The organism is Halomicronema hongdechloris C2206 (assembly GCF_002075285.3).
Classification (GTDB): domain Bacteria; phylum Cyanobacteriota; class Cyanobacteriia; order Phormidesmidales; family Phormidesmidaceae; genus Halomicronema_B; species Halomicronema_B hongdechloris.
On record NZ_CP021983.2, the window covers coordinates 4,618,804 to 4,644,663 of the forward strand.

Here is a 25,860-nt window from a genome sequence, read left to right on the forward strand (position 1 = left end):
AACAGACATGAGGCCTTGAACTGGGGGGTGACAATCGCAATCCCCCGGTTTTTATGGCCTTGACGCCTCAGCCGGTTCGTGTTGAAGCATGGACTTATGTAACATTCAAAAAAATAACTTAATGAAATTCTCAGAGGGGCAATGATAAGATTCTATCAACTAAGCAATAAAATTTTCTGTTTGTTGCCTGCTTATCCTCTGGAAGCCATCAAGCCAATGAGTTCAGTCTCATGTCTTGAGAAGCTGCCAGATGTTTTTCATTAGTTAGTGTTGGTTGTTGTGCTTGGAGTTAAAATGGCTATGGTTGGACGTTCTGTAGAAGTCAAGCCAGAAACCCGCAATCACAAGGGGTTTTTTGTGCAAGAAGCTGCCTATCAACTTATGGGAGTTGAATCGTCAGGTTGGGCATTGATTTGCTTGGATGATGTAGTTTGCCACTATGTCGATCCAGATAATTTAAAGGTTTCTCAGGTCACTGACGTAGAGTAGACATGCCTGCTCAAGATTAATTTCAGGCAAAAATCAATGCTTCTTATCTGGCTGTTCCTTCGGTACAGCCATATTTTTTGTCTATCCACCTGCAATGCTAAAATTGGCTCCACTGCTACAGAGTTAGCCATGAAAGAGCAATTATTAAGAGGCCTCAACTGGCTACTGGTACTAGACTTCTTTCTAGTGCTGGCCAGTTTCGGATGGTTAGTGGTGGCAGTGATTGGCCGCAGTTTCGCCCTCGATCTAGGGTTGAGGCTTTGGTACAGCCTTTGGGATCCTCTATTTTTGCCGGCCATTAGCCTACTGATCGGCGGCGCTATCCTCAGTGGTGTTGCTGGCTGGATATCTCGAAAACTTTCGGTGTTTAGGGATGGATAAATATACCAAAACAGAAGTAAGCAGGCGGAACGGGAAATCCTAATAAATATAACCGTCGAGTTTAAACTCGGGCCAGGGTTATTTGGCCCGAGAATACCAGCGCAGTAGCATGCGAGCTAAGCGGTAGGGATGGTGGCGGATGGTGCCATTGAGATTTTCCTCCATGACATTGGCAATGACGATACGGCGCCCCGATTCGAGAATGGCTTCACGATCTAATTCCACAGGCACAGAGCCCTCCTTGGCATAATGGGCGGTGACATGGAGGGATGGGGGTTTTTTCTGCACTAACACAGCATCAAACAAGGGGCGGCGACAGGCCTGATCTAGGGCTCGAATATGATCAGATACAGCGAAGTTATCGGTCTCCCCTGGTTCGGTCATGATGTTGCAGACATAGATCCGAGGCACGGCCTGTTCAGCAATGGCATTGACAATATCAGGCACGAGCAAATTGGGGATAATACTGGTGTAGAGGCTACCAGGGCCAATGATGATGTAATCGGCTTCCTGGATCGCCTTCAAAGCCCGGGGCAATGCTGGGGGATCTACAGGGCTGCATCCGATCTGTACGATGCGTCCGCGGGCATCAGCAATGTTTGATTCTCCTTCAATGCGACGACCGTCGCTTAACTCTACCCATAGCCTTACATCGCTGAGGGTGGAGGGTAAGACCTGCCCCCTCACCGCCAGGACTTTAGAGCTAGCGGCAATGGCCTGCTCTAGGTCGCCGGTGATTTCGTTCATGGCGGTCAGAAAGAGATTGCCAAAGCTGTGACCGACTAAGCCATTGCCAGCGCGAAACCGATATTGGAAGAGTTCTGTTAACAGTTTTTCTTCGTCGGCTAGGGCCGCTAGACAGCTGCGAATGTCCCCCGGTGGTAACACGCCAATCTCTCGCCGAAGTCGGCCCGAGGATCCGCCATCATCGGCTACGGTAACAATGGCAGTGATATTAGAGCTGTAATGTTTGAGTCCCCGTAACAGGTTAGAGAGCCCAGTCCCTCCCCCTAGTACGACAATTTTGGGGCCGCGAGACAGTCGCCGTTGGGCATACAACACGTCTACTAGGTCTTCTTCATTGCCTGGCATCAAGACATTAGACATGGCCCCCAGGGTGCGGGTCTGTCCCCAGAGAATTAACAGCAACCCACAGAGAATCGCCAAGGGGCCACTGACGAAATTAGGAATCACACTCGTGATGACCCTCAGGGTGGCCCCCAACAGCTGTACGGTGTAGAAAATTGGCGTCAGCTTCAAGGTGATCAATGTCCCCAATCCCACTAAGAGGACTCCACCAACGCTCAGCAAGAGCCACCGTTTGACAAATAAACCGGGAGTGAGCCACTTAAACCAGCGATGACGGCGGCGGGGAACAACCAGAGGATATCTATTTCGGCGTCGGTGCCGTAGCCCACGAAAAAATCGGGTCATCAACTTGAGCAAGACTTTGGAACCAAACATTGCAATCAAGGGGCAACCTAGGTTGCCATCGACACAGGCGAGTATTCAGGCAGGAAGGGGGCGATAGCAAGTGTAGCCATGGCGACCATACCCGCATGCCCCCCCGATTCTATCGAGCATTTGGTAAAGTCAAGGCAAGTAATTGGGCAACCTCCGGCCAATGCCTAAAATCCTGTCTATCCGTTGGTTAGATCGCTATGGCGCAACCGTCATTTTCCCTGACCCCGTCCCAAGACTGCGGGCAAGAGAAGCCCCTTCTAGAGCTGCAAGGTATTTCTAAAAGCTTTGGGCCGAATAAGGTACTGAACCAGGTTAGCCTGACGGTGAACTATGGTGAAGCGGTTGCTATCATCGGGCCATCTGGCACTGGTAAGTCGACCATTTTGCGGATCATTGCTGGATTATTGCATAGAGATGCCGGAGACATATACATCAAGGGCCAGAAACGACTGGGGCTGATCGAAGATGCCCAAGATCCCGTTGGTATTGGCATGGTGTTTCAGCAGGCAGCTCTCTTTGACTCCCTGACGGTGGAGGAAAATGTTGGCTTCTTACTCTACCAACACTCGAATCTAAGCCCCGATGAGATTCGACGATTGGTGGATGAGGTCTTAGACATGGTAGGGCTGCCTGGAATCGCCGATCAGTATCCGGCCCAGTTGTCAGGTGGTATGCGTAAGCGGGTGAGTTTTGCTAGGGCGATTATGTCTAATCCCAATAACCCAGCGGATCATCCAGAGTTACTCCTTTACGATGAGCCTACTGCTGGGCTGGATCCGGTTGCTTCGACGGTGATCGAAGATTTGATTCGCGGGATTCACCGTCACCGAGGCTGTGGCTCTTATATCATCGTGACTCACCAGGACAGTACAATTCGACGAACGGCGGATCGGGTAATTTTTCTGCATCGGGGTAAAATCTGCTGGAGTGGTCCGGTGCAGGACATCGATACCACGGATAACCCCTATGTCCGCCAATTTTTCAGCGGTAGGGTGGAGGGACCAATTCAACTCGCCACTTGACTGAGAGGTGATGTGCACACTGCTAGGCCATGCACTGAGGCTGTCAAGATCAGGGCGACCGTCGGTAAAAGCTTGCTTAAATTCTCTATAGAGCTGGCTTTGACAGTCCGCTAAGATTTTCTCGGCAATTAACTCTGAAAGGGGATGTCTTAATGGTAGGTTGACCGAGATAGCAATGGGTTCTTCTGGAAGAGACGGATGCCGACTAACAGGGGAAACACACCACGGTAGGAGGTTATATGCGGCCACAGGCGGTGCGACAGGGATCGGTGGGGTTGTTACTCTTGCTTGGGATTGGAATATTGGTGGGATTAGTGCTGTGGTTACGGGGCATTAATCCGGCCAACCGCAACTATCAATTCACCGTCATTTTTGAGAATACTCTGGGGATGCAACCTGGCACCGCGGTTCGCTATCGGGGGGTAACGGTGGGTCGGGTCTTGGAGATTCAGCCGACGGCCAATCGCATTGAGGTGGCGGTGGAGATCACTCGAGCTGATTTGCGTATTCCCAATGATGTTCGGATTGAGGCTAATCAGTCGGGATTTATCGGCGAAACCACTGTGGACATTACCCCTGTGGCTCAGTTGACTGAGGATGAATTGGCCATGATGCCCCGCAGTCGTGATTGCAATAGCGAGGTGATTATTTGCCAGGGAGATCGGTTGCCAGGGCAGATTGGCGTGAGTTATGAGGCGCTATTGCGCTCCACTGAGGAGTTGACCCGAGTATTAACGGATCCAGAACTGCGGTTGAGTCTCAAGGCAACTCTGGATAATACCGCTGCCCTGACCGAGAAAATGATTGGATTCACCGATGAGTTGACGGTATTGACAGAAACCTTGGGCTCAGAGTTGGGTCCCCTAGCCGCTTCGGCCCGCCAAGCCACGGAGTCTACCAGTGTGGCAGCCAAGCAGGTTGAACTGACAGCGACGGAGGCGAACCGCCTGCTGACTAGCAATCGCACCAATATCAGTACCACTCTGGTGAATATTAATCGGAGCAGTGAGCGCTTGCTGGCGATTTTGGAAACCCTGCAGCCAGCTGTGCAGGGGGGAGACTTGTTGCAGAATCTGGAAACGCTCTCGGCCAACGCGGCATCGGCATCGGCTGATTTGCAGGAGATTACGGCGGCGTTTAATACCCCGGCCAACTTGCTGATGCTGCAGCAGACCCTGGAATCGGCCCGGGATGTGTTTCAGAGTGCTCAGAAAATTATGGCGGATGTGGATGAACTGACTGGGGATCCTACTTTTCGTAATAATGTCCGGGACTTGATCAATGGGCTGAGTGGCTTGGTTTCGACCACAGAAACCTTGGAACGAGAGGTACAGTTGGCTCACCTCCTGACTCCAGCCGAGGGCCAGTCTATGGCTGCCTTGACCTTGATGGCAACGCCCTTAACCCAGCCCATCTCCGAGGCAGATCAGCAGAATCAGCCGTCGATGGTGATTACCTACCGAGGGCAGCCCTATCGCTTGACGCGATCGCATCGACAGCCACAACGGTCCACCAAGCCATCTTCCCAGTAGAGAGTATCTCAAGGGGTATACTGGCTCTGTGCCAGAGGCGGGGAGAGAAAGATGGCCTGAAGGGCAACTTGTGGGAGATCTCAGCAGAGATTTCAACGGCGGGGGGAACTAGGTCCCTTTGAACAGGAGCTAGGTAGGATGAGAGTAGCAATTTCTAAATCGGCTGTGGTTAGATGGTTATTCTAAAAGAACAGTAGACCTCAACTGGGGATATTTCCGATGCCCTCCCCTTGTCCTGGAATGAATCCCTACCTAGAGCACCCGGATCGGTGGTCAACAGTACATAACCGCTTGATTGTAGCGCTGGCGGATGCACTGACGCCGCAACTGTTGCCCAAGTACCAGGTTGATATTGAGAAACGCGTCTATGAAATCATAGGCGCTAATTCGCTGCTGGTGGGGCGACCTGATGTGTCAGTGCAACGGCCTCGCCGCCCTGCCCCAGAACAGCCAGGTAATGTAATCGTTTCTCAGCCTGCAGGGGAGCCAGTTAAGGTCATCGTGCCCATGTCGGAAGAAGTGCGCGAGGCCTATCTAGAAGTTAAAGAGGTAGCAACCCAGGCGGTCATCACTGCCATTGAAATTTTGTCCCCCAGTAATAAGCAGGGAGAAGGACGACAAAAATATGAGCAAAAGCGCCAGCAAGTTTTAAGTAGTCGCACTCATCTCGTTGAGATTGACCTTTTACGCGGGGGCAATCCTTTACCAACCTTGGGGATGGATGTACCCAGCCATTATCGAATTTTGGTGAGTCGTGCTGACCAGCGCCCCATGGCTGATCTGTATGCGTTTGACTTACCTGACCCGATTCCGGTGTTTACGCTGCCGCTACAGGCTGAAGATGAAGAACCGACAGTGTCACTTCAGGCACTCTTGACTGATATTTATGGGCGATCAGGCTACGACTACTTTATTGATTACACCACTGAACCCCTGCCACCGCTCTCGCAGGAATTCGCTACCTGGATGGATGGTTTACTCCGGGAAAAAGGGCTGCGATCGGCTTAGGTGCTTGCAAACGATAAGGCTGATGATTTGATTTTGGCCCATCTTACTGAGTTTGGCTTAGGGCTGTTGGAATTGCGCTGTCTTCAAGGGGGTGATTTTGAACAGAGATAGACTGATGATGAAAGGTAGTTAGTATAGCTCGGTGCTAGAGCATCGTCAACGGGTGCTAGACAATTTGGAAAACACCCCCCCCCTTGAAAAGCTATTTAGAAAAGGCTGTGGAGCAAGCTTATCCCAGTGCTCGTAAGCTCGCGATTAAAGCAGGTCAGCTGGCAAAGTTGGGAGTGCGGATGCCTGATGAACGTGAGTACTCAATAGCCTGTCCGTTTGCGATCGCACAAATCCTGGACGAGGACTTTTTCGGACTGTGAATATGGAGTCTACTCAGTATAGCCATCGCCACAATGCTTTGTGCGGTGGCGAGCCAGTCAGCCGGGCTATTGGACGATCAACCATGTCTAAGCTGACTGGCCAGCGCTATAAAAGAGAAACCCCTCGTTTTGCAATGCTTGATAAGTAGTCTGTTTCTAGGTCGGCCATTCTGGGGTGGCGCCCTTAAAGGTGACAACGAAGAGAATGTCTTCGATCAGCTCTTGCTCGAATAGCTCGCGGACTCTTAAACCATTCGGCAAAACGATGACTCCAGGAGCGTCGGAAAAGGCCAACTCCCATTCACCGAAGGGCGATTTGCCCAACATGGCGAGCCAGCTTCCAGCGTTGCCTCGGCGAGTGCTGATGATACCGTCGATAGATTGCGCCCCACCGCCAAGTTTGCCGATACCGTTTTGCTCGGTGAAGTGTAGGTGACCGACAGGTACTTCAAAGGTTTCGCCGTCTTTGCGCACAAAGTAGAGCAGAACATGCTGAATTTTGAGGTTATCGAGGTTGGGGGGAAAGTCAGAGCGTTGAAGCTCGAATCGGACCGCCATGGGGGTAGCGGTGCAATCGGGATTGTTGAGGTCGTACCACTGATCGGCGAAGTCGTTGCGGAAGCTGAAGGCGCGATCGCCACTAAACCGATCGCCCAATTCTTGAATAACCTGTTGGCGATAGTCAAAGCTATCGAGGGCGGTGTATTCGATGGTGAAGAGGACATCGGCTATTGTGCTGAAATCGAATCGGTTGGCAGCTTTGGGTAAGCGTAGTTCCCACAACGTATCAACGCCCATACCTTCGAAGGGCAACAACATGTCCTGAGGCTGGGGCGTGAGTTTCAAATAACCCGGTGGCGTTGATGGCTGCCGTCAGGGCTACGGACTCGGGGGGACGCTTAACGGGAATCTTTTGGTAGAACCCGGTGCCGCCGATGACTACGCGGGATAAGCCAGTCGTGGATAGGGTCGCGTGGATGCCATCTGTGGGGGTAATTAGAGCAACCACGGAAGTTCGGACCCGAGTGATGAGGCGGAGATAATGCCCCGGAAAATCCCGGTCGAAGTATTCCATAGCGGTTGCGAAGGGCAGCACACCAGTCTCGCGAAAGATCTGGAACTCACCGGGTGATAGCTGTACCAGGGAAAGGGTTTTGGTGAGCTGGAGTTTGCGCTGGTTGGTTTCAAAGGCGTAGAGATCGAGCTGTTCAATATCTTGCAGGAGCCGGGCTGAGCCGGTCAGGCCACGCCGATCAGGAGCGGCGCTGTGGGGGTCGCCTCCGATTTCCATGCCGGCGGGGGCTTCCCAATAGTCGGCCTGAATAAAGGCTGGCGGTGTCTCTTGCCGTTCAAAGCCCAGCTGACTTTCGGCCAGCTTAGCCATGGATGTGGCCTGCTGCAAGAAGAAGCTATACACGAATGGCACTGACATAAGAGAGCAAAAAAGGCTTCAAGCGCTTGATCTGTAAGAATCAAAGCGTCGAAGCCCATAACCATGTCTCTATGATGCCGAATCGTGCAGCAGTCCTCAAGGAGCAATACCAGAACAGCATCGGTCTACCGTTTAGCGATGTGCTGCCGGAAGCAGAGATTCAGGCGGTGCTGGAGGCCCAGGGAGTCACTTATCGCCAAGTGCTTTACACCCCGATAGTGGTGCTGTGGAGTTGGCTGTCGCAAGTTCTCGATTCGGACAGCAGTTTGAGCCATGCTGTCAAGCGCGTGACGACCTGGATGCGGGTGGCTGGATTGAGCGTGCCGTCGGCGGATACGGGCGCCTACAGCAAAGCCCGCAAACGCTGGCCCGAATCGATTTTTCCACCGCTTGTAAAGCGCGTCGCCACGGCTTTACAGGCGCAGGTATCCCCAGCTCAGCGGTGGCGCGGTCGGGTCGTGAGGGCGTTTGATGCGACGACGATTTTGATGAGCGATACCGAAGTGAATCAACGGGCGTATCCCCAGCACAGTAATCAAAAGAGCGGCTGTGGCTTTCCCCTCCTGAAGCTGCAAGTGTGGTTTTGTGTGACCACAGGAGCGGTATTGGAAGTCGCAATGGCTCCCTTTCGGGTCAGTGAATGGCGCTTAGCCCGTCACCTCTATCAGACGTTGTGCCCAGAGGATGTGGTGGTGGCCGATTCGGCTTACGGCACCTATGTCGATTTGGCTGGAGTCACCGCGATGGGAGCCGATGCCGTCTTTCGCAAGCATCATCAACGCCGTTGTGATTTCAGGCGCGGCAAAAAGCTAGGCATTGGCGACCACATCGTCCGGTGGCAGCGCCCGAAAAAATGTCCTCATGCCCTTTCACCGGAGGAGTTTGAGGCGTTGCCCGAGGCGCTTGAGGTGCGCGAAGTCTATCTCTCGATTCAAGTCCCTGGGTTTCGCCCGAGCAACTTTGTGGTAGTGACCACCTTGATAGACCCCAAACGCTATCCTAGAGCCAAATTGGCCCAACTCTATCAGTTGCGTTGGCAAGCCGCTGAAGTCAATCTCAGACATCTCAAAACCACCTTAGCCATGGAGATGGTTGCCGCCAAAACCCCTACCATGGTGACTAAAAGTATTTGGGTGCATTTGTTGGCCTACAATCTGCTGCGAACGCTGATGTGGGAAGCCGGCGCCGATGCCGAGGTCGGGGCTTTGCGGCTCTCCCTACAGGGCACGCGGCAACAATTCAATCATTTCCGACCCGAGTTGCTGCATCTCTCGCCATCTGCGCGACCGCAAGGCTACCAAGCCTTGTTAAACGCTGTGCGGGAGTTGATTATCCCTTTTCGACCGCACCGCTCAGAACCCCGAGTGGTCAAACGTCGCCCCAAACCGTTCCCCAGAATGCAAGAACCGCGCTCGGTTGCGAAAGCTAAACTAGTTGCTTGATACGGCTTATGTCAGTGCCATTCTACCAAAGACGTTTTCCTCCGCCTGCACTCGGGTTTGCAGCAGTCGCCCAAAGCCATCGGAATACTCCACCGTTGCGATCGCATCATCCCGTTGGGGTAAGGGCACATCGGTGTCATTGACATGGTGCTCCTGCTGAATCGTGCGTACCGAAATTGGCTGCTGTCGCTCCTCAAAGGCTAAAAAGTTATAGACCAGTCGGGTACCGGGCACCGCCAGGGTGTCTCCTACCGCCTCGTTGGCTTTCCCCATGACGGCTGTACTGGCCAGCAATCCCAACGGTGTAAAGGTAAAGGCCTGCCGATTCCCGTTTAGATCCATCACCTGGGAGGGCTGCATCACCCGGTAGTCGTATTCCGCTTGGGTAAAAAGACCAATCGGGTCAGTCACTGTCAGGGGCAGCAGCTCAAATGGGTCATAGGTGACGGTAGTATCTCGCCCCAACGGGTCACGAGTCATCTGCAACAGTCCCCGCCCTTGACCATCGGTACTGGTCTGAAAGTCATACTGCTGGCGAGCAGCGGTAACGAAATAGCCCCGTTCATGATGGGCATCCCCCGCATGAAAGACATAGCCCGCTAGCTGGGGAACTCCATCCCGGAAAGCTTGAGGATAGTCAGCACTCCAATTCGAGACTGTCGCTGGCTGTAGATAAGGCGGCAGCTCTGGTGGATTCAGCACCGTGTCACCGCTGCGATACGCCCCCTGCAGAATGGTTTCTGTCAGCACCAGGGCTTCTGTACGAACCAGCGCCCCAAAATCTCCCAGGTCTCCCAGGGGCAGGCCCGTGAAAGCATCGCCGTCGTAGTAGTTGAAGCTTTGGCCAATCAACTCCCGTGTTACCGTTCCCGTGCGAATCGTCTCCCACAGGGCAAACAGCGGTGAGCTGCCGTCATTGAGAATTTCGTAGGTTTCGCTGTGAGCTGTGCGGTCCACCATGTAGCGAGTGGCATCGTCCCGCTGGGCATAGGTCATCACCGCCTGAGTCGCCAGATAGGGCTCTGCTGAGGCCTGCGCCACTCGAAAATCTCGTTCCCTCGGCACGGCAATGCTGGCCTGCAGCCGCGACTGCCCATAGTCGTCGTAGTCCGTGGTAAAGCTGACCTGAGTCATGGGCTCTTCACCCCGCTCCCATTGGGTGGTGCGCTGAGCCCATCCAAAGGGGAAGAAAATATGCAGCCGTTCCCTGTCCGCAGGGTCAGGAGGTGCTTCTTCCCGCACCCCATTTACCGATTCCGTCACGGTGTAGGGTCGGTCTTGGCGATCCGTAGCATCTAGGGCATAGAGTTCTGTCCGCAGCACCTGTCCTCGCAGCGTCCGCAGCGCATCTCGCTTTACTCGTCGCGGTAATCCTTTCAAGAACTCTGTGACATCTTGAGGACGCGCCAGCACCTGCGGGTCGCCTGCCCAATACTCATCGCTGTAGTCAATCTCTTCCCACTCACCAAACTCGTCTCCCACCGGTCCCTGATGAAACCAGGTCTTTGTCATGAGCGGCGGCGAGAAATATTTGGTGCGATCGCCGTCCACAGATAAAAAAGGAGCAGCTTCGCCGTGCAGCCCTACGTCGTTGTACGCCTCAAACACTTCGGTATCGCACTGCTCCACCCGACCAAAGCCACGAAACTCTCGCTCGGTTCCATCCCAATAGCCGTGGTGATACTTATATTCCGTGGTCAGTTTGCCCTGGGAAATCTGGTCAATCACCTCCACCCGCGAGACCACCTGCACCGGAAATGGCAGATTGGTTTTCCAGCGAGTTTCGGGGCGGACCTCATCCTCCAGATAAAACTCGATCGACGATCGATAGCCCACTCGAGTCAGCGACCCCATGTGGTTATCCATCTCATTCAGCAGGTAGGGCTTGACTCCCCCTGTGAAGTTCAGAAAGTACATGTGGCTGCGGCCCAGCTGCCGCACATCCGCACTCCACAACACGCCGCTGATGCCCGTCCCCAGCAAATCCACCAGCCGCACCGCGTCCAGGTCAGTTACGGGGGGCGTGCCCTTAATCTCAATCGGGTCGCTCCAACCATTGCCGCTCTGGTTGATCCACAGGATCACCTTGCAGTGATCGACATAAACAATGTCATCCAGCCCATCACCATCAATGTCGCCAATCAAAATCCGCCGGGGGTCATAGCCATAGACATAGCGGGGGCTATTGCGCATGGAAACTCGCTTGCCCCAGTTGCCATAGCCCAGGTTGGGCCAGTACTCGATATTGCCGTCATGGACCAGCACAATATCCTGCAGGCCATCCCCGGTCATATCGCCCCACTTCACCCGTGGGTCAGAAAAATTGACATTGGGGAAGGCTTCTAGATCACCCCGATTGACTTGGCGGGTCTCCGTCCAGCCCCCATGGGAGTCGTTAAAGAAACACTCCAGCCGACTGCCAGAGCGGATGGCATCGGTGACCCCATCTCCGGTCAAATCGACCAACTGCACATCTGGGCTCTCCAGGTTAACGCTGGGGGCCACGTCATATTTCTGGAACGATTTGCGGTCCCATAAGCCGCCAAACCGTAGGGGAAAATAGCCGGAGAGTCGCTCGTTGGTGACCAGTAGATCAATGCGCCCATCCCCATTGGCATCAATCATCTGTACGCCGGGATCTGCCAGGGTCAAACCACCCGGCGTGGTCTGCATCTCACGGGGCAGATCAAACCGCCCATTACCCAGATTGCGCCAGTAGCGCACCGTGCCGTTCATCTCCAGGATGTCCGGTAGGCCATTGCCAAATAAATCAGCCAGTTCCAGATCTGGGCTGGCCAGCGATTGGGCTGGTAAGTCTCTGCCTTCAATGGGGAAAAAGTCTCTGCCTAAAGGCTCAAATCGACTGTAGTCAAACTCCAGTGCTGGCAGGGTTTCCTGCAGCTCCCAGTCATGGCCAGTAACTTGCACCTGACTGAGTAAGGAAACACCATTCAGCGGCAATCGCTGAGTTAGATCTGCCAAATCATCCCGCTGGTCTAAATAACTAAACCGATAAGTCCGCACCAGCCGTTCTGCATCCGCGTGGGTGCACACCTGAATTTCCCGGCAGCGACGGCGCATGCGGATTTCAAACCCGGATCGATATTCCGAAAACGGATCGAGACGGTCTTCGTATTCGAAGGTGACAGAGACTAAGAATTGCGGGTCTTCTCGGTCTCCAAAGTCAGCATATTGAATGCGGCTCAAGTAAAGCTGGTCCCAGTGATGGGGGCCGTCTTCTCCCGAGTCCCGTTCATACGCATACTCGATGCGATTGCCAAAGGAATCTTCCGTGCGAGACAGCTTCCAGGCAAAGACGTTGTCTCGGCGCAGCGAATCAGGATTGGCAATAATTGCCGGATCGGTTTCCCCATCTGGAACTTCAGCTGTGCCGTAATAACTGATCAGTCCGTCTTTGCTCCAGACTTTCCAATAGTTGTGGTTGGCGTCTTGGTGATGTTCGATGCGGGCAAAAAGTCCCTCGGTGCGGGGCTGGTAGCGAGTGATTCCGGGCGATCGCTCCACCGGCACCAAATCTTCTGCGCCGGACAAAACAAAGGTGTCGCGATCGTCATAACGGGGAATGCCCTTAGACGTCTTGCGCATCACTCCAGGAATGCTGAGACCCCAGCCCAGGCCAAACACGCCGTTACCATTGCCGGTGCTGTAGACCAGACTCAGCTCTGGCTGAAACCCATTGCGTCCAGGGGGCAGGGCTATGGGAACCGTAAAGTTCCCTGTGCCGGTGTGCAGGTCTGGCGAAAAGGTCTCGCCGATGCCGTGCAGGGCTCCGCCCCCTTGAGGCAGAGAAATAATTTGATTCGAGGCTCCGGACTTGTTGCTCACGGAAGCACCTCAATCTGAAGAGTTAAAAACTTATCCGGAAGGGAAAACTGCTGACAAGGAGATGCCTCAAGCTATCAAAATTTTTCTGAAAAAGCACAATGCCTTTAAGATGAAATCTCGCTGTGACAGATGGATGTTGACATGTAGCATATAGGACCCTTCTCCTAGAGACACCCTAAATTTCTCCTAAGGCGATTTCAGAGCCAACATAAAAATTAGGGATTCTGTCCTGAGTCACGCAAGGCATAGTAATCTCAGTAAAGGTAATTTTATATACAGAGAAATTCCCTTTTCAGGACAATGGAGATCCATTATCGACAACACAAAAATTTTTATTCGGATATTATTCGAAATGACTTAAAAATGAGGCTTTGTCGCATGAATCGTGGAAGCGCAAAGCCCTACCTTTCCCAATTCAAGCCGCCTTTTGCCTCCGTAAGCCTGGCTTTCGGCGTCAGCCTATCGCAGCTGCACCACGGGTTGATTGCGCAGTAGGGTCTCGTGGGTGAGCAGATCATCAACGGTGATGCAGAGGCGGCGGTCGGCATCTACCCAAAACTGCACTCGGATGCGATCGCATCCCGGCACCCCAGGCGGTTCCAGGCGGGCGATGGTGCGACGGCCGTTGCGATCATTGAGAGGCTGCACATTCGTGCTATTGCCTGCTATGGGGCGCGTCACTAGCCGATTCTGTTCGAAATACACCTCCATCGTGGGGGTTTCATCCCCCAGCTCCCCCAGCACCAACTCGATGCTGGGTTGCTTCTCGGCAGAGGCCCCCAGCAGCAGCTCCACCGGCTGCTCCATGGGATAGGCTTGCCCCTGCTTGATGATCGGATGCCAACCATGGCGGTTCTGGCGCCGATCCCAATAGCGAATGCCATAACTGTGGTAGAGAAAATCTTCGATCTTGGTGCCCTGATACAGCTGCAGAGCCCCTTCGGCAATGGCCTGGAAGGGACGCTCACAGCGCAGCCGCTCTGAGTCAAAATACTGCTGCACCCAAGCCTGGACCGCAGGCATCTGGGCCGTGCCCCCCACCAGGGCCACCGCTTCGATGTCCTCGGGAGCGATCCCCTGGCGGCGAGCCTGTTGCAACACCTGGTTCATGCGCTCATCTAGGCGTTGGAAAAATCCCTGCCGGTGCAAAATCTGTTCTAGATGCGATCGCGTCAAGGCCAGGTCGTAACTCTCCAGGGTCTCATCGTCGAAGTAGGCCTCCCTGGCCTCCTCCTGGGTCGACAGTTGAATCTTTAAGCGTTCCACCAACCGCAGCGTCAGGGGCGACAGGGGCACCGCCTGAGTGGTGTGAAAGTAATCGGCCAACCAATGATCGATATCGGCGCCGCCCAGGTTTTCGGCGGCCTTAGCCAGCACCCGAGCCACCTGCACCCGTTGCCCCGACCGCTCCGCCAGCGAGGCTTGCCCCCACTTCAAAATGAATCCCAAGGGCTTACGATCCTCTGGCAGCTGCAGCTGTACCAGGGAGAAGTCCAAGGTACCGCCGCCAAAGTCAATCACCAGCAACGTCCGCTTGCCGGTGAGTCCATACCCCAAAGCCGCCGCCGTCGGCTCATCCAACAGCCGTACCTGCTCCACCGCCAGCCCACGACAGAGATCCCCCAACCAATGGCGATAGGCCTCAAAACTATCCACCGGCACCGTCATCACCAGAGACGACGCCTCCCCCGCTGCCGCCATCGCCTGCTCGATCACGCGCTCTAGAAACCACTGCCCCACCTGCTCAAACCGAATCGCCTGGCCTTCCAGTTCTGGCAAGAAGCCCTGAATGTCGGTGCCGATGCCCCGCTTGAAGTTGCGAAAAAAGCGAGCGTCTGCTCCCTGATCTAGACCGCGGTCACGGACCGCCTGGCCAATGAGCACATGCTCATTGGCCACCGACTCAACATAGACCAGACTGGGGATCAGCGGTGGATTCGCTCCCAAGACCTGGCTAATGGCTGGCAGCGATAGAATCTCAGACTGCTGAGTAACCGCATTCCAACGGGCGACAACGGTATTACTGGTTCCGAAATCAATGGCGATGGTCATAGGCGCAGCGAACTGACTGCAGATGAATATTCCCTAACCTATCAAATTCGGGGATCATCGAGTCAGTGCCTGGGAGTATCTTGTGGTTGCGATGGGGGGGACTCTACTGCCGGGGGGCTTGGCTGCCGTTCTCGACCCAGCCATCGCCATGCGATTGTCACCACCGTAATCAGCGTGAGGGGGATGACAAAGAGCAACATGACTCGACTGAATAGGGCGATGTGCTCATAGTCTGCGGCGCGAAAGATTAAATAGGCACTGTAGGCCACGTAATAACCTAAAAACAACAGCCCCTCCCAACGGGAAATGACATTGCCCGTGGCGAAAATGGGCAAACAGGCCACCGCCACGACCACCACGATGGGCAGGTCAAATCGCAAGGCCGATGCCGCCACCGGAATACCATCCCAGGAAAATACAGCTGCTGCCCCCAACACCGAGAGAATATTGAAAATATTACTGCCGATCACATTGCCGACGGCGATATCGCGCTCGCCCCGTAGACTGGCCACTACTGAGGTGGCCAATTCCGGCAGGGACGTGCCAGCAGCAATGATGGTCAAGCCGATCACTAATTCACTCAGGCCCAACCCCTGTGCGATCGCAACCGCCCCCCGTACCAGCAGCCGGGAGCCTACCACCAAAAAGCTACCCCCAATCACCACCAATAACGGATTGATCACCCAAGCCCGTAGAGAGGGTTTACCACGGCCATAAGCCTCGGCATATTCCGCCTGAACCTGACAATCTTGCTCCCCGCGACTCTGCACCACCAAAAACAGCGTGTAGACAATGCTGCCCCCGAGTAGGATGACGCCGTCTGAAGCATGGAGAGTGCCATCTAGGGCAAACAGCAACAGCAGACCAGACACCCCAATCAAAATTGGCACATCTAATCGAATCAACTGCTGCGCCACCGTCAACGGCATGGCCACCGCCGATAGCCCCAATATCATCAGCACATTAAAAATATTGCTGCCCAAGACATTACCCAGGGCAATGTCCCCTTGATTAGCCAAAGCCGCCTGAATACTAACAGCCAGTTCCGGCGCACTAGTGCCATAGGCCACGATGGTGAGGCCGATGACCAAGGGAGATAACCCAATCAAAATAGCCAAGCGGGCAGCCCCCCTGACCAGACACTCCGCTCCCAATAGCAGCAGTAAACCACCACTAAGCAAGGCAAGGATGGCGTAGATAGTCATAAAGCTAATGAGTCACTGCTGCAGTACATAAGAAGCATTTCCTAGCTTCCCATGATTTCCAGAGGTTTCGCCTGCCCCTCAAGCCTCAGGCCCGGAGATTGCCTACCATCATGACCGAGCATCCCAGTTCCTGCACCCACTGAGCTGACCCATCACTGCTCGTCAGCAGACTGCTACTGGCATGATGACGCATCGAGCCTACCAGCACGAGATCGTAGTGGCACGACAGGCGCAGAATTACTGGAATAACCGCGGTATCCGCCACTAATGTGATGTCTATTTCCAGGGGAGTAGTCGAGTCTGCCACCAATTGGGAGAGCTGCGTCCTGAAATCCGTAATCTGGGAGTCAGGCGTCCGAGGATCATAGACATGGAGTAAAGTCAATTTAGCCTGATTGGCCACAGCCAGCTGCTGGCCCAGATTCATGACCTGAATCGATTGGGGAACTAAGGCTTTGATCGGCACCAGCAAGCGCCGCAGATGACTAGGGTTGTCCAGTAGTCGGGTCATGGCTACAGGGCAATGAGCATTGCGTAATACCCCGTCAATCACGTTCCCCAACAGACGAGCCTGTAAGGTATCCCACTCGCTCCATCCCATGACAATCAAATCAGCCTGTTGTTCTCGACTGGTCCGACAAATGCCCAAGACCGGATCATCATCAATACGGATAATACTTTCAATCGGCGTGCCAAACGGCCGGGCTAGGGTTTCAGCCCGCTGCAACAATTGCTGACTGCGGGCAATGCCATCGTTAACAGCGTCGTCGTCTAACCAGGAGCTAGCAGTCACCACCGACAGGGCAATTAGCCGACCGGCCTCTCCCCGTAATAGGGCACCCAGTTGAATCAGGCCGGCCTCTGTCAAGGGATTGGCGATGGGAACCAGCACCGTTAGGGTCTTCCGATGGGGAGACGCCAAGGACATAGCCGGGGACAAGGGTAAAGCTAAGGGGGGTGGGGATAACCTCACTGCTGCCTGGGCTGTGATAAATGGTCCCAAGATGGCTGTAATCAGCATCATCACCAGCACACTGTTGAGAATGCGCTCGTCCAATAGCCCCACTCGATATCCCACCAAGGTGGCCGCCAGAGTAGCCGCCACCTGGGGTAGCGACAGAGACCACATGGTGAACATCTGTGGCCAGCTATAGTGATACCAATAGCGACTGCAGAGAGCCGCCAGGAACTTACTAGCCATCAGCCCTACCACAATACTCAAACAGAGCCAGATGGAGGTCAGCGTCTTCAAAAAAGCCGGCAAATCGATCAACAGCCCCATATCCACAAAAAAGATGGGGATGAACAGCACGCTACCCACAAACACCACCTTTTCCTTGACTGGCCCTTCCTTGAGCACATGGTTCACAGCCAATCCGGCTAAAAAGGCGCCGACAATTTTTTCCACCCCAACGATTTGAGCCCCTACTGCCGCCAAAAAGAGGGCCAACAGAATGAATAAAAACTGATTGCCCTCATCTTCGCGAGAACGCCGCAGGAATGCCTGCCCCACTCGAGTGACCCCGACTAATACCACCACCACGTACAAAGCAATGGCCATCACCATCACCAGACCTCTCTGCACGGTCAATTCACCGGCATTGAGGGCGGTACACAGGGCCAGCACTAGCAACGCGGCGATATCAGTCAGAATTGTGCCGCCAATGGTCACCACCACGGCTTCATTGCCAGCCACCCCTAGCCGCCGCACAATCGAGTACCCCAATGGCGTATGGGAAGACAATAAAGAGCCCAGTAAAATCGATGCAGTCCAGCCCAGCCCAGATAAACGGCCAATTAGGCTACCGACAATCAGCGGCAGGGCAAAGGTGAGACTGCCAAACCCCAAGGCCCGGTGGCGTAGTTTGCGAAACTCCTCCAGTTCGATCTCTAGGCCAGCCACAAACAGCAGATAGATTACCCCGATATCCGATAGTAAGGTCATGGTTTCTGACTCAGAACTGAGCCAGCCCAATCCATTGGGACCAAAAACAACCCCCGCTAGGAGTAACCCCACCAGATCCGGTAGATGCAGCTGTTTAATTAACGGTGGCACCGTCAAAATGATGGCCAGCAGCAGCGTAAACGGTCCCAGAGGGTTGTCATAGAAAAACGAGAGCACCAAATCCATAGTCGAGCCCTAGATGAATTTGATTGGCAAGGCGAATCCAGCCCACCATGTTCCAAGTTGGACTTGGTCGGGTGATTTCTCCCGACCGATGACCTCTCCCAACCTGTTGTTAACCTCCTGAAGAACGGTTCCCCAGTTCGTCAGATGCCAGAGCCATCCAGGAATTCTTCGATGGCCCGATCTCGAAGACGACAGCTGTCTTTGCTGGCGTGGGCTCCTACCCTGACAGGTACCTGGGTCTGGGCGCGCAGAGTGTCCAGTTGTTGCTCTAAAGATTCGATACGGTCGACTAGGGCTCGAATCACCTGGGCTTCAGAGTCAGGTAGACGACCATGCTCCAGGGGATCAACTCGCTCGCTACCGCGATAAACAATACGGCCAGGAACCCCCACGACAGTGCAGTCAGCCGGCACTTCTCGCAATACCACCGACCCAGCCCCGACGCGGGCATGGTCTCCGATGCAAATGTTACCCAGCACCTTGGCCCCAGCCCCGACGACTACATGGTTTCCTAAGGTGGGATGGCGCTTGCCGCTTTCCTTGCCGGTCCCTCCTAGGGTGACGCCTTGGTAGATCAAGACATAGTTGCCGATAATGGTGGTCTCGCCGATTACCACCCCCATGCCATGGTCGATGAAGACGCCGCGACCAATGGTGGCACCGGGATGGATTTCGATGCCGGTGAGAAACCGAGCGACATGAGATAGCAGGCGGGGAATTAGAGGTAGCTTCACTCCCCAGAGCCCGTGGGCAATACGATGAAATAGAAGTGCCTGCAGCCCTGGATAGCAAAACAATACCTCTAGCCAGTTGCGAGCCGCCGGGTCTCGCTCGAAGATGATTCGAAAGTCTTCCGCTAGGGTCTTTAGCACAAGCCTTGCCTCGCCGATCTGTCTGGCCAATTTGTATAGGATTGCCTAAGTGTCAAGTCCCACTCAGGGGCCGGAGATTTTCCTTAAGCAAACCTCCAGGTCTAGACTTGAACAAGTTTTATCCAAATCAAGGTCTATCTTAGCGTGCAGCGGGCAGGCATTGATGGCCCTAGGGAGAAACAGTAATGGTGTATTCGTAGCGCTGGTTTTGGTGGTGGGAACCGACCCAAATTCGATAGGTCCCCGCCCGCCAGCCACTGTCGACGACGTTGGCGTCGGGATTGCGGCGGCTGGTGTCGCTACCGCAGCGAATAGTGTTGTTGTCGGGGCCTTGAATTAGCAGGGTAGTATCATTGCCGCCGCTGTCGATCTGGACGGTCAGGTCTTCATAATCCTGTTGCAAGGTCAAGATGTGATCTGGATTTTCTGCGGCGTACCCTAAGCAGAGATCTCCGTTGCGATCGCGAGGGGCAATATTCGACAACGAGAAGAAGCCAGCGGTATTGCCATTGGCACTGGCACTGGTGCTATTGGTGCCTAGGGTAAGGCTGCCAAAGTTGGCCGTTTGGGCTAGGGCAGGAGCCATGCTTACCATGGCCGCACATCCCAGCAGTACTGGCCCGCGCATAAATCGTTTAAAGTGGCTAAACATGGTGTTTCTCCTAAACCTATTCTCATCTTGCCCTGCTTTAATAGGAGAGTGATGTTACCGTAGACAGTCTCTCAAGTGTCTGCTGGGATACCATTCCCTCTATCTATCTAAAAGAACGAAAAGGACGAAAAGGACGAAAAGGACAATCGTTATCGCGATAACGAGCCCATGAGTTTGGTCTGGCTACTCATTATGATTGCGGTCAACTGGAGTCTCTCTGCTCTGATCAACCTTCTGCCTGAGGCAGTACCGCTGCATTTACCAAACTGGGGGACGTGGTTAATCATTGGCCTGCTGGTGAGTTGGTTAATGGGGACTAGCCCACACTAGAGACATCGACTTAGCCAGCATCTCTATGCCTGGAAAAGCGCTAAATGGATTAACGGCATAGAGGTGTTAGATGGCCAAACTCTGGGTTTTTGGGAGCGCAACGGCTATCACCGCCGGGGGGATCCGTGGGCTGTCGAGCGCTACAGCGATCGGTGAGCATCTTCTGCCGTTGAGAGCAAAGATACCACTGGTGTCGGGGATGCCTTTCTGACTGGAATGATTCACCAACTTGATCAGGCAAAGGGATAATCCCAGCTAAATCCAGAACCCACGAAACTCTCATAGTTTGGAGCCAAGAATGCAGCATGGGCTAGTGAGACGCCTACTGTCTCTCTTCGTCGCGATCGCCGCCTGGTTATGGATGCTTCCAACGTAAGCATCCAGGCAGCTCTCATAGCTGGCTTGGGCCGTGAACTACGCCAGCGCTTTAATCCAGGTCGCTTTGTAGCGACGATCGCCAAAACGCTTCATGTCTTGGACAAACGTCACTTCTTGGGTGATGACGCCACTGGCATCGTTGAAAAGCTTCCAGGCTCTCCAAACTTTGTCTTTTAGCTCCAGTAGTTTCATGGCGACATGAGTGAAGTAAGCCCCTTGATATCACGAGATAGGCTGTACCTCACCCAGTAAGGAAAGGCTGTATCGCCATAGGCTTTGTTTAGTGAGATCGGTAAAAGAGATGCGATCGCATCTCCCCACCTAAAAAGGCGTACCTAAAAAGGCGGACAAGATGATCCATCCTGTCCGCTACCGGGATCTTGTTACTGTAACTGCTCAGCCAGTGAGCTTGAACCTCGAGGGGCTAGTTCGGTCCCCCGCAGGTAGACACTCAACAATCCTAGGCTACTGAGCAGTGGTCTCTTGAGCAGTACTCGCCCCGTTGTCCGCCGCCGTGGAGATGGCTGGCTTGGCCCCGTTGGCCACATTCACTTTCACGACTCTGTGGCGCACCTCTTCCGCCTTAGGCATCGTTAGGGTCAAGTGCCCGGCATTGAAGTCTGCCTGAACCTGAGTGTTCTGAATGGCATCCGGTAGATTGATTACACGACGGAATGTTCCGTAGGAAATATCGTCATAGAGTACGGTATGCTCCGCCGCCACGGAAGTCGGCTGCCGCTCCCCAGAGATGGCAATGGCATTGCGGCTAACCTGAATATCGATGGCATCAGGATTAACCACGGGCAGCAGCATGGTCAGGACATAGGCATCGCCTTGATCAACCAATCGAGCCGCTGGAGTCCAGTGAATTTGCTTTTTAGACTGCTGTGAAGTGGCGGGGCCGATTTGATTAAACAGCTCATCCAATTGGCGGCGGTGGCGGGTTGTCTCTAGTTCCCAAAGAGGATTCCAGTAGCGAACAGTCATGATGTTAGGTCTCCTTAAGCTGTGCTTTTCAAGACTCTTTATTTACAACTCCCATGATGGCGGGTTCACCAGAGAGAGACCAGTCAAGACAACCTCACCTAAGAGGTGTATTTACCCCCCAAAGAATGGTTCATTAGCTCTGAGATAATTATCTAGAAATTGGTGTGGAGATCCCTACTTGAATGGAGTGTTACTGCACCTTTATCATTGGCATCTGCATAAGAATACCTATTGGTACTTCACTACGCTAATTATTGAGCCTGGTGAGACATCTATCCCGCCTTTATGACTCGTAGTCAACGAGATCCTAGACCATCAAAATTATCCTGGGATAGTCACCCTGAATAATTCATCTTCGTAAACTGCTTGCAGGGTTGCCCCATAGGTTTCCTGGAAGAATGTTTTGAATTCATTTCCAGGAAAGTAGAGAAATACGGTGTCATATTCATTGAGAGCTGCCTTCAAATCAATCTGGGCAGCCCATTGTTCCGGAGGGGTTTCTTGAAATAGTTGAAAGCGGACATCGTCATGGACGACATGGCTTAGGGCTAGGATAAAGCTATGGGTGGCATCACTGATGATCAGTGGGTTCTCGGCTTGGTTAATAATAGGAGCCATTTCCAAGTTCGTGGCACTGGCGGTTTCCCCTTGATCTAGATAGTCCCAGCCTGGAGTATTAGCGATCACCACCGCTGACATCACTCCGGCAGCGATTAAACCAGAGAATACAAGTTTCCAAGCTATCCGTTCCCAGGCCCGTTTGGCGAAGGCGATGCCATTGCCGAGGAAATAGGCGACGGCCATTTCAGTCGATAGAAAAGCAGGTACTAGGTAGCGAGCCTGTAAGGAGCGCCCTCCTCCGTAGAGCAGATCGGGAATCACTAAGACTGCCCCTGTAATGACGATGGGCAGGAGTAGAAATATCCAAATCCGCGCTGGGGTAAACCGAATCAGGCAATAGAGTGCCAAGACCGTTAATGCTAGCAGCAGTAAGTCAGCATAGTTTTCTAAACGGGTGGCATCATTGAGGTCAAAAAAGGTGTTACCGAGGTTAGCGATACTGGCCCGAGCAATGCTGACAAAGCTGGAGGGACGACTCTGAACCCATTGGGTTTTCTCGTCAATATCTTCGATGCTGATGAGGACGACTAGCAGCCAGGGGACAAAGGCCAACAGAGCTACTCCACCTGAGACGGCCATGGGCAGGAGATGCGATCGCACCCGTCTCCATTCAAACAACAGACTATAAACTCCCTGAGCAGCCAGCGTAAATAGGAAAAACAGGTGAGAGTAGAGTCCCACAATCACGGTCAGGGCATAGATCATCCAAGCCTGCAGACTGGCAACTCGCAGAGCTCTGAGTAGAGCCGCATTCGACAGGAGAATGGCCAGGGTCCAAAGGCTATATTCTCGGGCTCCTTGCCCCAGTAAAAGATGGTAAGGGGAGATAGCAATTAATCCCATCGCGATCCACCCGGCCCCAGCAGAACGAAACAGTTCTCGGCCAAACCAATAGGCACAGGGCAGGGCCACAATCCCTAACAGGACCGAGATTACCCGCGCCGATACCGGTGTTCCCCACAACTGCATCCAAAATCGGGCCGACAGATAATAAAGTGGGGTATGCTCAGGATTGCCGGCTAGGGCAGACATGGTATCACCCAATTGGCGCGCCGATGAGGGCGTCTGATAATGTTGAATTTGATCGACGGTGAGGATGTCACCCTGAAAGGCCTCAGCTAGAACCTCCTGCCGGGTATAGCCAGAGATCCGGTAAAATCCCCTGACTTCGTCGGCATTGTACGCCTTGCCATCCAGATTGACCAGGGAAAACACCAATCGCAGGATAATCAGTGCCACGATCGTTCCTTTGAGACTAAGCGGCACCCCGCGGCGAACCTGCTGTGACCAGGACTGCACCTCTGGCAAGAAGGATGTCATCCAGCCCTTGGCCCCTAGATACTCGATGGCTCCATAGGTGATCAGAACTACGACAAGGATTGCCAGTAGCTTCAGGATGCGACCGCGATGAATTGCTAGGAATAGCTTTGCTTGGGTCAGAGTGCCAGGAGCAGGGGTTTGCTGTCGTGCGATGGCCAGGGTTTCCCAGGTATTACCACCATCTGTGGATCGATAGAGCTCGGTTCTGGCGGAGCCGAATCCGTAGAGGATATTGTCGTCAGCATAGTTGGACGAAAATTGCAGCGCCCGTCCTGCCGAGGGCACGCTATTCATCCGTGCCAGAGTAATCCTAGAGTCGCCAATTGCGGTAAAGGTTTGGCCGCTGTCAGTGGTCTTAAATAGCCCTCGTCCCCGTACGCTAAGGGCAAAGGTTTGATCCTCGGCATAGTCCGGGGAAATGGCGACGGCCTCCACGTAGGGAGCCTCACCATAGGCGGTGCTGATAATTTTGGTCCAGGTTTTGCCCGCATCCTGGGTTTGATAGAGGCCGCTGCGGGTGGCCACTAGTAAGGTTTGATCCTCTGGAAAATTGGGGGAGATGGCCAACTGTAGGCCGGTAGCCTCTGCTAGAGGGGTGTCTGCGGTCAGCAGGGTCCAGGTCTTTCCGGCATCGGTGCTTTGATAGATGCCTTGCTCCCCGGTAGTGAATAGGGTCTGGTCAACAGCGAACCCAGGCGATAGAACCGTGGAGGGGGAATCGTTACCTGGTTGTTTGGCTGATTCACCAATCCTTTCAAAGGTATGGCCCCTATCCTGAGAGCGATAGACTCGGCCCGATTGATTGGTGCTGAAGACCGTGTGATCCTCTGCGAAATTAGGAGATACTGCCAGGGTAACGCCTCGCTCCGACTTATCGAGTTGGGCAATGGACCAACGTTGCCCTCCGTCTGAAGATTGCAGAATCTTGCTGTAGAGAATGGCCGAAAATAATGTTTCATCGGCAGCATAGTTGGAGGAAATATCAATATCAAAAAAGCGCCTGGGATCCTGTTCGTAGCGACCCGGTGTTTTCAACGTGCGGTTGAAGCGGGGCAAATAGAGATCTTGATTGATGGCTTGCCAAGAATCACCCCGGTCATGGCTGATGTAAAGTTCCCCGACATAGGTAGCTACCGCTAGGGTGCCATCCTCTGCCAGGGTGGGAGAAACCGTTAGATCAATAATGGTGCCGAGAGACAGGGTTTCCAGTTCAGTCCAGGTATTGCCGCCATCACGGCTGCGAAAGAGGCCGTCAAACCCTCCCAGGAAGGCAATGCCGTCAGTTTGGAAGCGATCCGAGATTTCCAGGTCCTGGAAGTGGGGTACCTCCATCTCGTCGGCTTGGGGATCACGGCTTAATCCAGTGTCTGTATTTACCCATTGTGCTTGCTCTGGCCGCCAGCGCCAACAGCCCCCATCCCAGGTGATTGCAAGTAATGACATCTCTCCGGCTGGGGCTGGTAAGGGCAGTACCTCCCGTACTCGTAAATCCTCTAGCCCTTGATTCAACGAGGTAAAGGAAGCACCGCCGTCTATAGACTGATAAATGCCTGATTCAGCCGTAGCAATGAATAGGGTCTGATCGGTCGAGTAATTAGGGGAGGGCGCAATAGCCTGAATTGCTTCGCCTTGAGGCAGGGTGGACCAGGCAGACCAGGTAGTGCCTTGATCGTCAGAACGCCACAGCTGCCCCTGGGCATTCCCCAGTAATGCAGTCGGCGTTTCCGGGATATAGGCCAGGCTAGTTGCATCGCTAGCGGTAAGAACCTTTTGCCAGCGATTGCCGCCATTGCTGGTCTGGTACAGTTGGTTGTCTTGGGTCATGGCCAGAGCTACTTGGGACGAGGTAGCAGAGGCCTGGATCCAAGTGATATCAAGGCTATCAAGCCCTTGGTTAACGGTTTGCCAGGAGTCACCGCCGTCTTTAGAGGTATAGATACCATCTCCCGGACTGGTGAGATACAGTAGAGCCGGGTCAACGGGCGACAGGTCTAGGGAAGAGAAGTCAAAGCGGTTGTCTAGGCCATTGCTTAAGCGAGACCAGGTATTGCCCTGATCCGTGGAGCGAAAGAGATTGTTTCTGCCCAGAATATACAGGGTGCTATCTTGGCTGAAGCTGGGTGACACTTCCACATAGGGCACAACATCGTGGGGGCGATGGGCATAGGCTGGCTGAGCGGGCCAGAGTAGGCCGCCCAAGGCTGCGAGGAGTATCCCCAGACTGGACGCTAAAACCTTAGAGCCGAGGCGGCCAACACGAGAACGCATGATGTTACCAAGGGAATGACAGGTTATTCACCACCTTAGGTATCTGCCAAGGAAGAT

At 53.8% G+C, this 25,860-nt stretch carries 18 protein-coding genes and 2 pseudogenes; 8 read left to right on the forward strand and 12 right to left on the reverse strand.

The window, feature by feature from the left end; translation table 11 throughout:
• The first annotated feature begins 300 nt into the window (after window positions 1-300).
• The gene (locus XM38_RS21020) at window positions 301-489 is read left to right on the forward strand and encodes a hypothetical protein (protein WP_080806099.1); all 189 of its coding nucleotides are present in this window, start codon (window positions 301-303) and stop codon (window positions 487-489) included.
• Between the two features lie 129 nt (window positions 490-618).
• Window positions 619-870: a hypothetical protein gene (locus tag XM38_RS21025; protein ID WP_080806101.1), complete on the forward strand. Its 252-nt coding sequence runs from the start codon at window positions 619-621 to the stop codon at window positions 868-870.
• Between the two features lie 78 nt (window positions 871-948).
• On the opposite strand, the gene XM38_RS21030 is transcribed toward XM38_RS21025, so the two are convergent.
• Entirely contained in the window at window positions 949-2,334 is a 1,386-nt protein-coding gene (locus XM38_RS21030; protein ID WP_080805989.1) for a gluconeogenesis factor YvcK family protein, read from the reverse strand.
• A 197-nt stretch (window positions 2,335-2,531) separates the two neighbouring features.
• Here XM38_RS21030 and XM38_RS21035 point away from each other — a divergent pair, with 197 nt between their 5' ends.
• The 4 genes and pseudogenes from XM38_RS21035 to XM38_RS29190 form a co-directional block, all read left to right on the forward strand.
• Window positions 2,532-3,356 carry an ABC transporter ATP-binding protein gene (locus XM38_RS21035; protein ID WP_080805991.1) on the forward strand — a complete coding sequence of 275 codons (825 nt, stop codon included), beginning with the start codon at window positions 2,532-2,534 and terminating at the stop codon, window positions 3,354-3,356.
• A 239-nt stretch (window positions 3,357-3,595) separates the two neighbouring features.
• Window positions 3,596-4,888 (forward strand): MlaD family protein, encoded by a 1,293-nt coding sequence (locus tag XM38_RS21040; protein ID WP_080805992.1) that lies wholly within the window; start codon window positions 3,596-3,598, stop codon window positions 4,886-4,888.
• A 219-nt stretch (window positions 4,889-5,107) separates the two neighbouring features.
• Entirely contained in the window at window positions 5,108-5,896 is a 789-nt protein-coding gene (locus XM38_RS21045) for a DUF4058 family protein (protein WP_088430965.1), read from the forward strand.
• A 133-nt stretch (window positions 5,897-6,029) separates the two neighbouring features.
• A pseudogene (locus XM38_RS29190) lies at window positions 6,030-6,267 on the forward strand (DUF29 family protein); the annotation flags it as partial.
• A gap of 156 nt (window positions 6,268-6,423) precedes the next feature.
• On the opposite strand, the gene XM38_RS28010 reads toward XM38_RS29190, so the two are convergent.
• Together XM38_RS28010 and XM38_RS28015 are read right to left on the reverse strand one after the other, a co-directional pair.
• Window positions 6,424-7,113, reverse strand: coding sequence for a Tc toxin subunit A-related protein (locus XM38_RS28010; RefSeq protein WP_187329495.1), 690 nt, complete (start codon window positions 7,111-7,113; stop codon window positions 6,424-6,426).
• Window positions 7,055-7,699, reverse strand: coding sequence for a Tc toxin subunit A-related protein (locus tag XM38_RS28015; protein WP_088430967.1), 645 nt, complete (start codon window positions 7,697-7,699; stop codon window positions 7,055-7,057). The genes XM38_RS28010 and XM38_RS28015 overlap by 59 nt, the downstream gene beginning before the upstream one ends.
• 71 nt (window positions 7,700-7,770) lie before the next feature.
• On the opposite strand from XM38_RS28015, the gene XM38_RS21070 reads away from it, so the two are divergent.
• Window positions 7,771-9,141: an IS4 family transposase gene (locus XM38_RS21070; RefSeq protein WP_080805999.1), complete on the forward strand. Its 1,371-nt coding sequence runs from the start codon at window positions 7,771-7,773 to the stop codon at window positions 9,139-9,141.
• Window positions 9,142-9,147: 6 nt separating this feature from the next.
• Here the strand turns inward: XM38_RS21070 and XM38_RS21075 are convergent, their stop codons facing one another.
• From XM38_RS21075 to XM38_RS21100, 6 genes are all read right to left on the reverse strand, one after another.
• Window positions 9,148-12,987, reverse strand: coding sequence for a SpvB/TcaC N-terminal domain-containing protein (locus XM38_RS21075; RefSeq protein ID WP_088430969.1), 3,840 nt, complete (start codon window positions 12,985-12,987; stop codon window positions 9,148-9,150).
• Between the two features lie 459 nt (window positions 12,988-13,446).
• Entirely contained in the window at window positions 13,447-15,039 is a 1,593-nt protein-coding gene (locus XM38_RS21080; protein WP_080811496.1) for an Hsp70 family protein, read from the reverse strand.
• 62 nt (window positions 15,040-15,101) lie between these two features.
• Window positions 15,102-16,244, reverse strand: a complete 1,143-nt coding sequence (locus XM38_RS21085) for a calcium/sodium antiporter (protein ID WP_088430971.1) — start codon at window positions 16,242-16,244, stop codon at window positions 15,102-15,104.
• 85 nt (window positions 16,245-16,329) lie between these two features.
• On the reverse strand, window positions 16,330-18,375 hold the full coding sequence (locus XM38_RS21090; RefSeq protein WP_080811494.1) for a cation:proton antiporter domain-containing protein: 2,046 nt from the start codon (window positions 18,373-18,375) through the stop codon (window positions 16,330-16,332).
• A gap of 140 nt (window positions 18,376-18,515) precedes the next feature.
• Window positions 18,516-19,247 (reverse strand): serine O-acetyltransferase, encoded by a 732-nt coding sequence (cysE, locus tag XM38_RS21095; protein ID WP_080811493.1) that lies wholly within the window; start codon window positions 19,245-19,247, stop codon window positions 18,516-18,518.
• A gap of 169 nt (window positions 19,248-19,416) precedes the next feature.
• Window positions 19,417-19,899, reverse strand: coding sequence for a hypothetical protein (locus XM38_RS21100; RefSeq protein WP_080811491.1), 483 nt, complete (start codon window positions 19,897-19,899; stop codon window positions 19,417-19,419).
• 348 nt (window positions 19,900-20,247) lie between these two features.
• Between XM38_RS21100 and XM38_RS29195 the strand changes: the two are divergent.
• Window positions 20,248-20,385 (forward strand): annotated as a pseudogene (locus XM38_RS29195) (sulfite oxidase-like oxidoreductase); the annotation flags it as partial.
• 258 nt (window positions 20,386-20,643) lie between these two features.
• Here XM38_RS29195 and XM38_RS26185 read toward each other — a convergent pair.
• The 3 genes from XM38_RS26185 to XM38_RS21115 form a co-directional block, all read right to left on the reverse strand.
• Window positions 20,644-20,799: a hypothetical protein gene (locus XM38_RS26185; RefSeq protein ID WP_187329496.1), complete on the reverse strand. Its 156-nt coding sequence runs from the start codon at window positions 20,797-20,799 to the stop codon at window positions 20,644-20,646.
• A gap of 273 nt (window positions 20,800-21,072) precedes the next feature.
• Window positions 21,073-21,594, reverse strand: a complete 522-nt coding sequence (locus XM38_RS21110) for an Hsp20/alpha crystallin family protein (protein ID WP_080811489.1) — start codon at window positions 21,592-21,594, stop codon at window positions 21,073-21,075.
• A gap of 321 nt (window positions 21,595-21,915) precedes the next feature.
• On the reverse strand, window positions 21,916-25,803 hold the full coding sequence (locus XM38_RS21115; protein ID WP_088430973.1) for a VPS10 domain-containing protein: 3,888 nt from the start codon (window positions 25,801-25,803) through the stop codon (window positions 21,916-21,918).
• Between the last annotated feature and the right edge of the window lie 57 nt (window positions 25,804-25,860).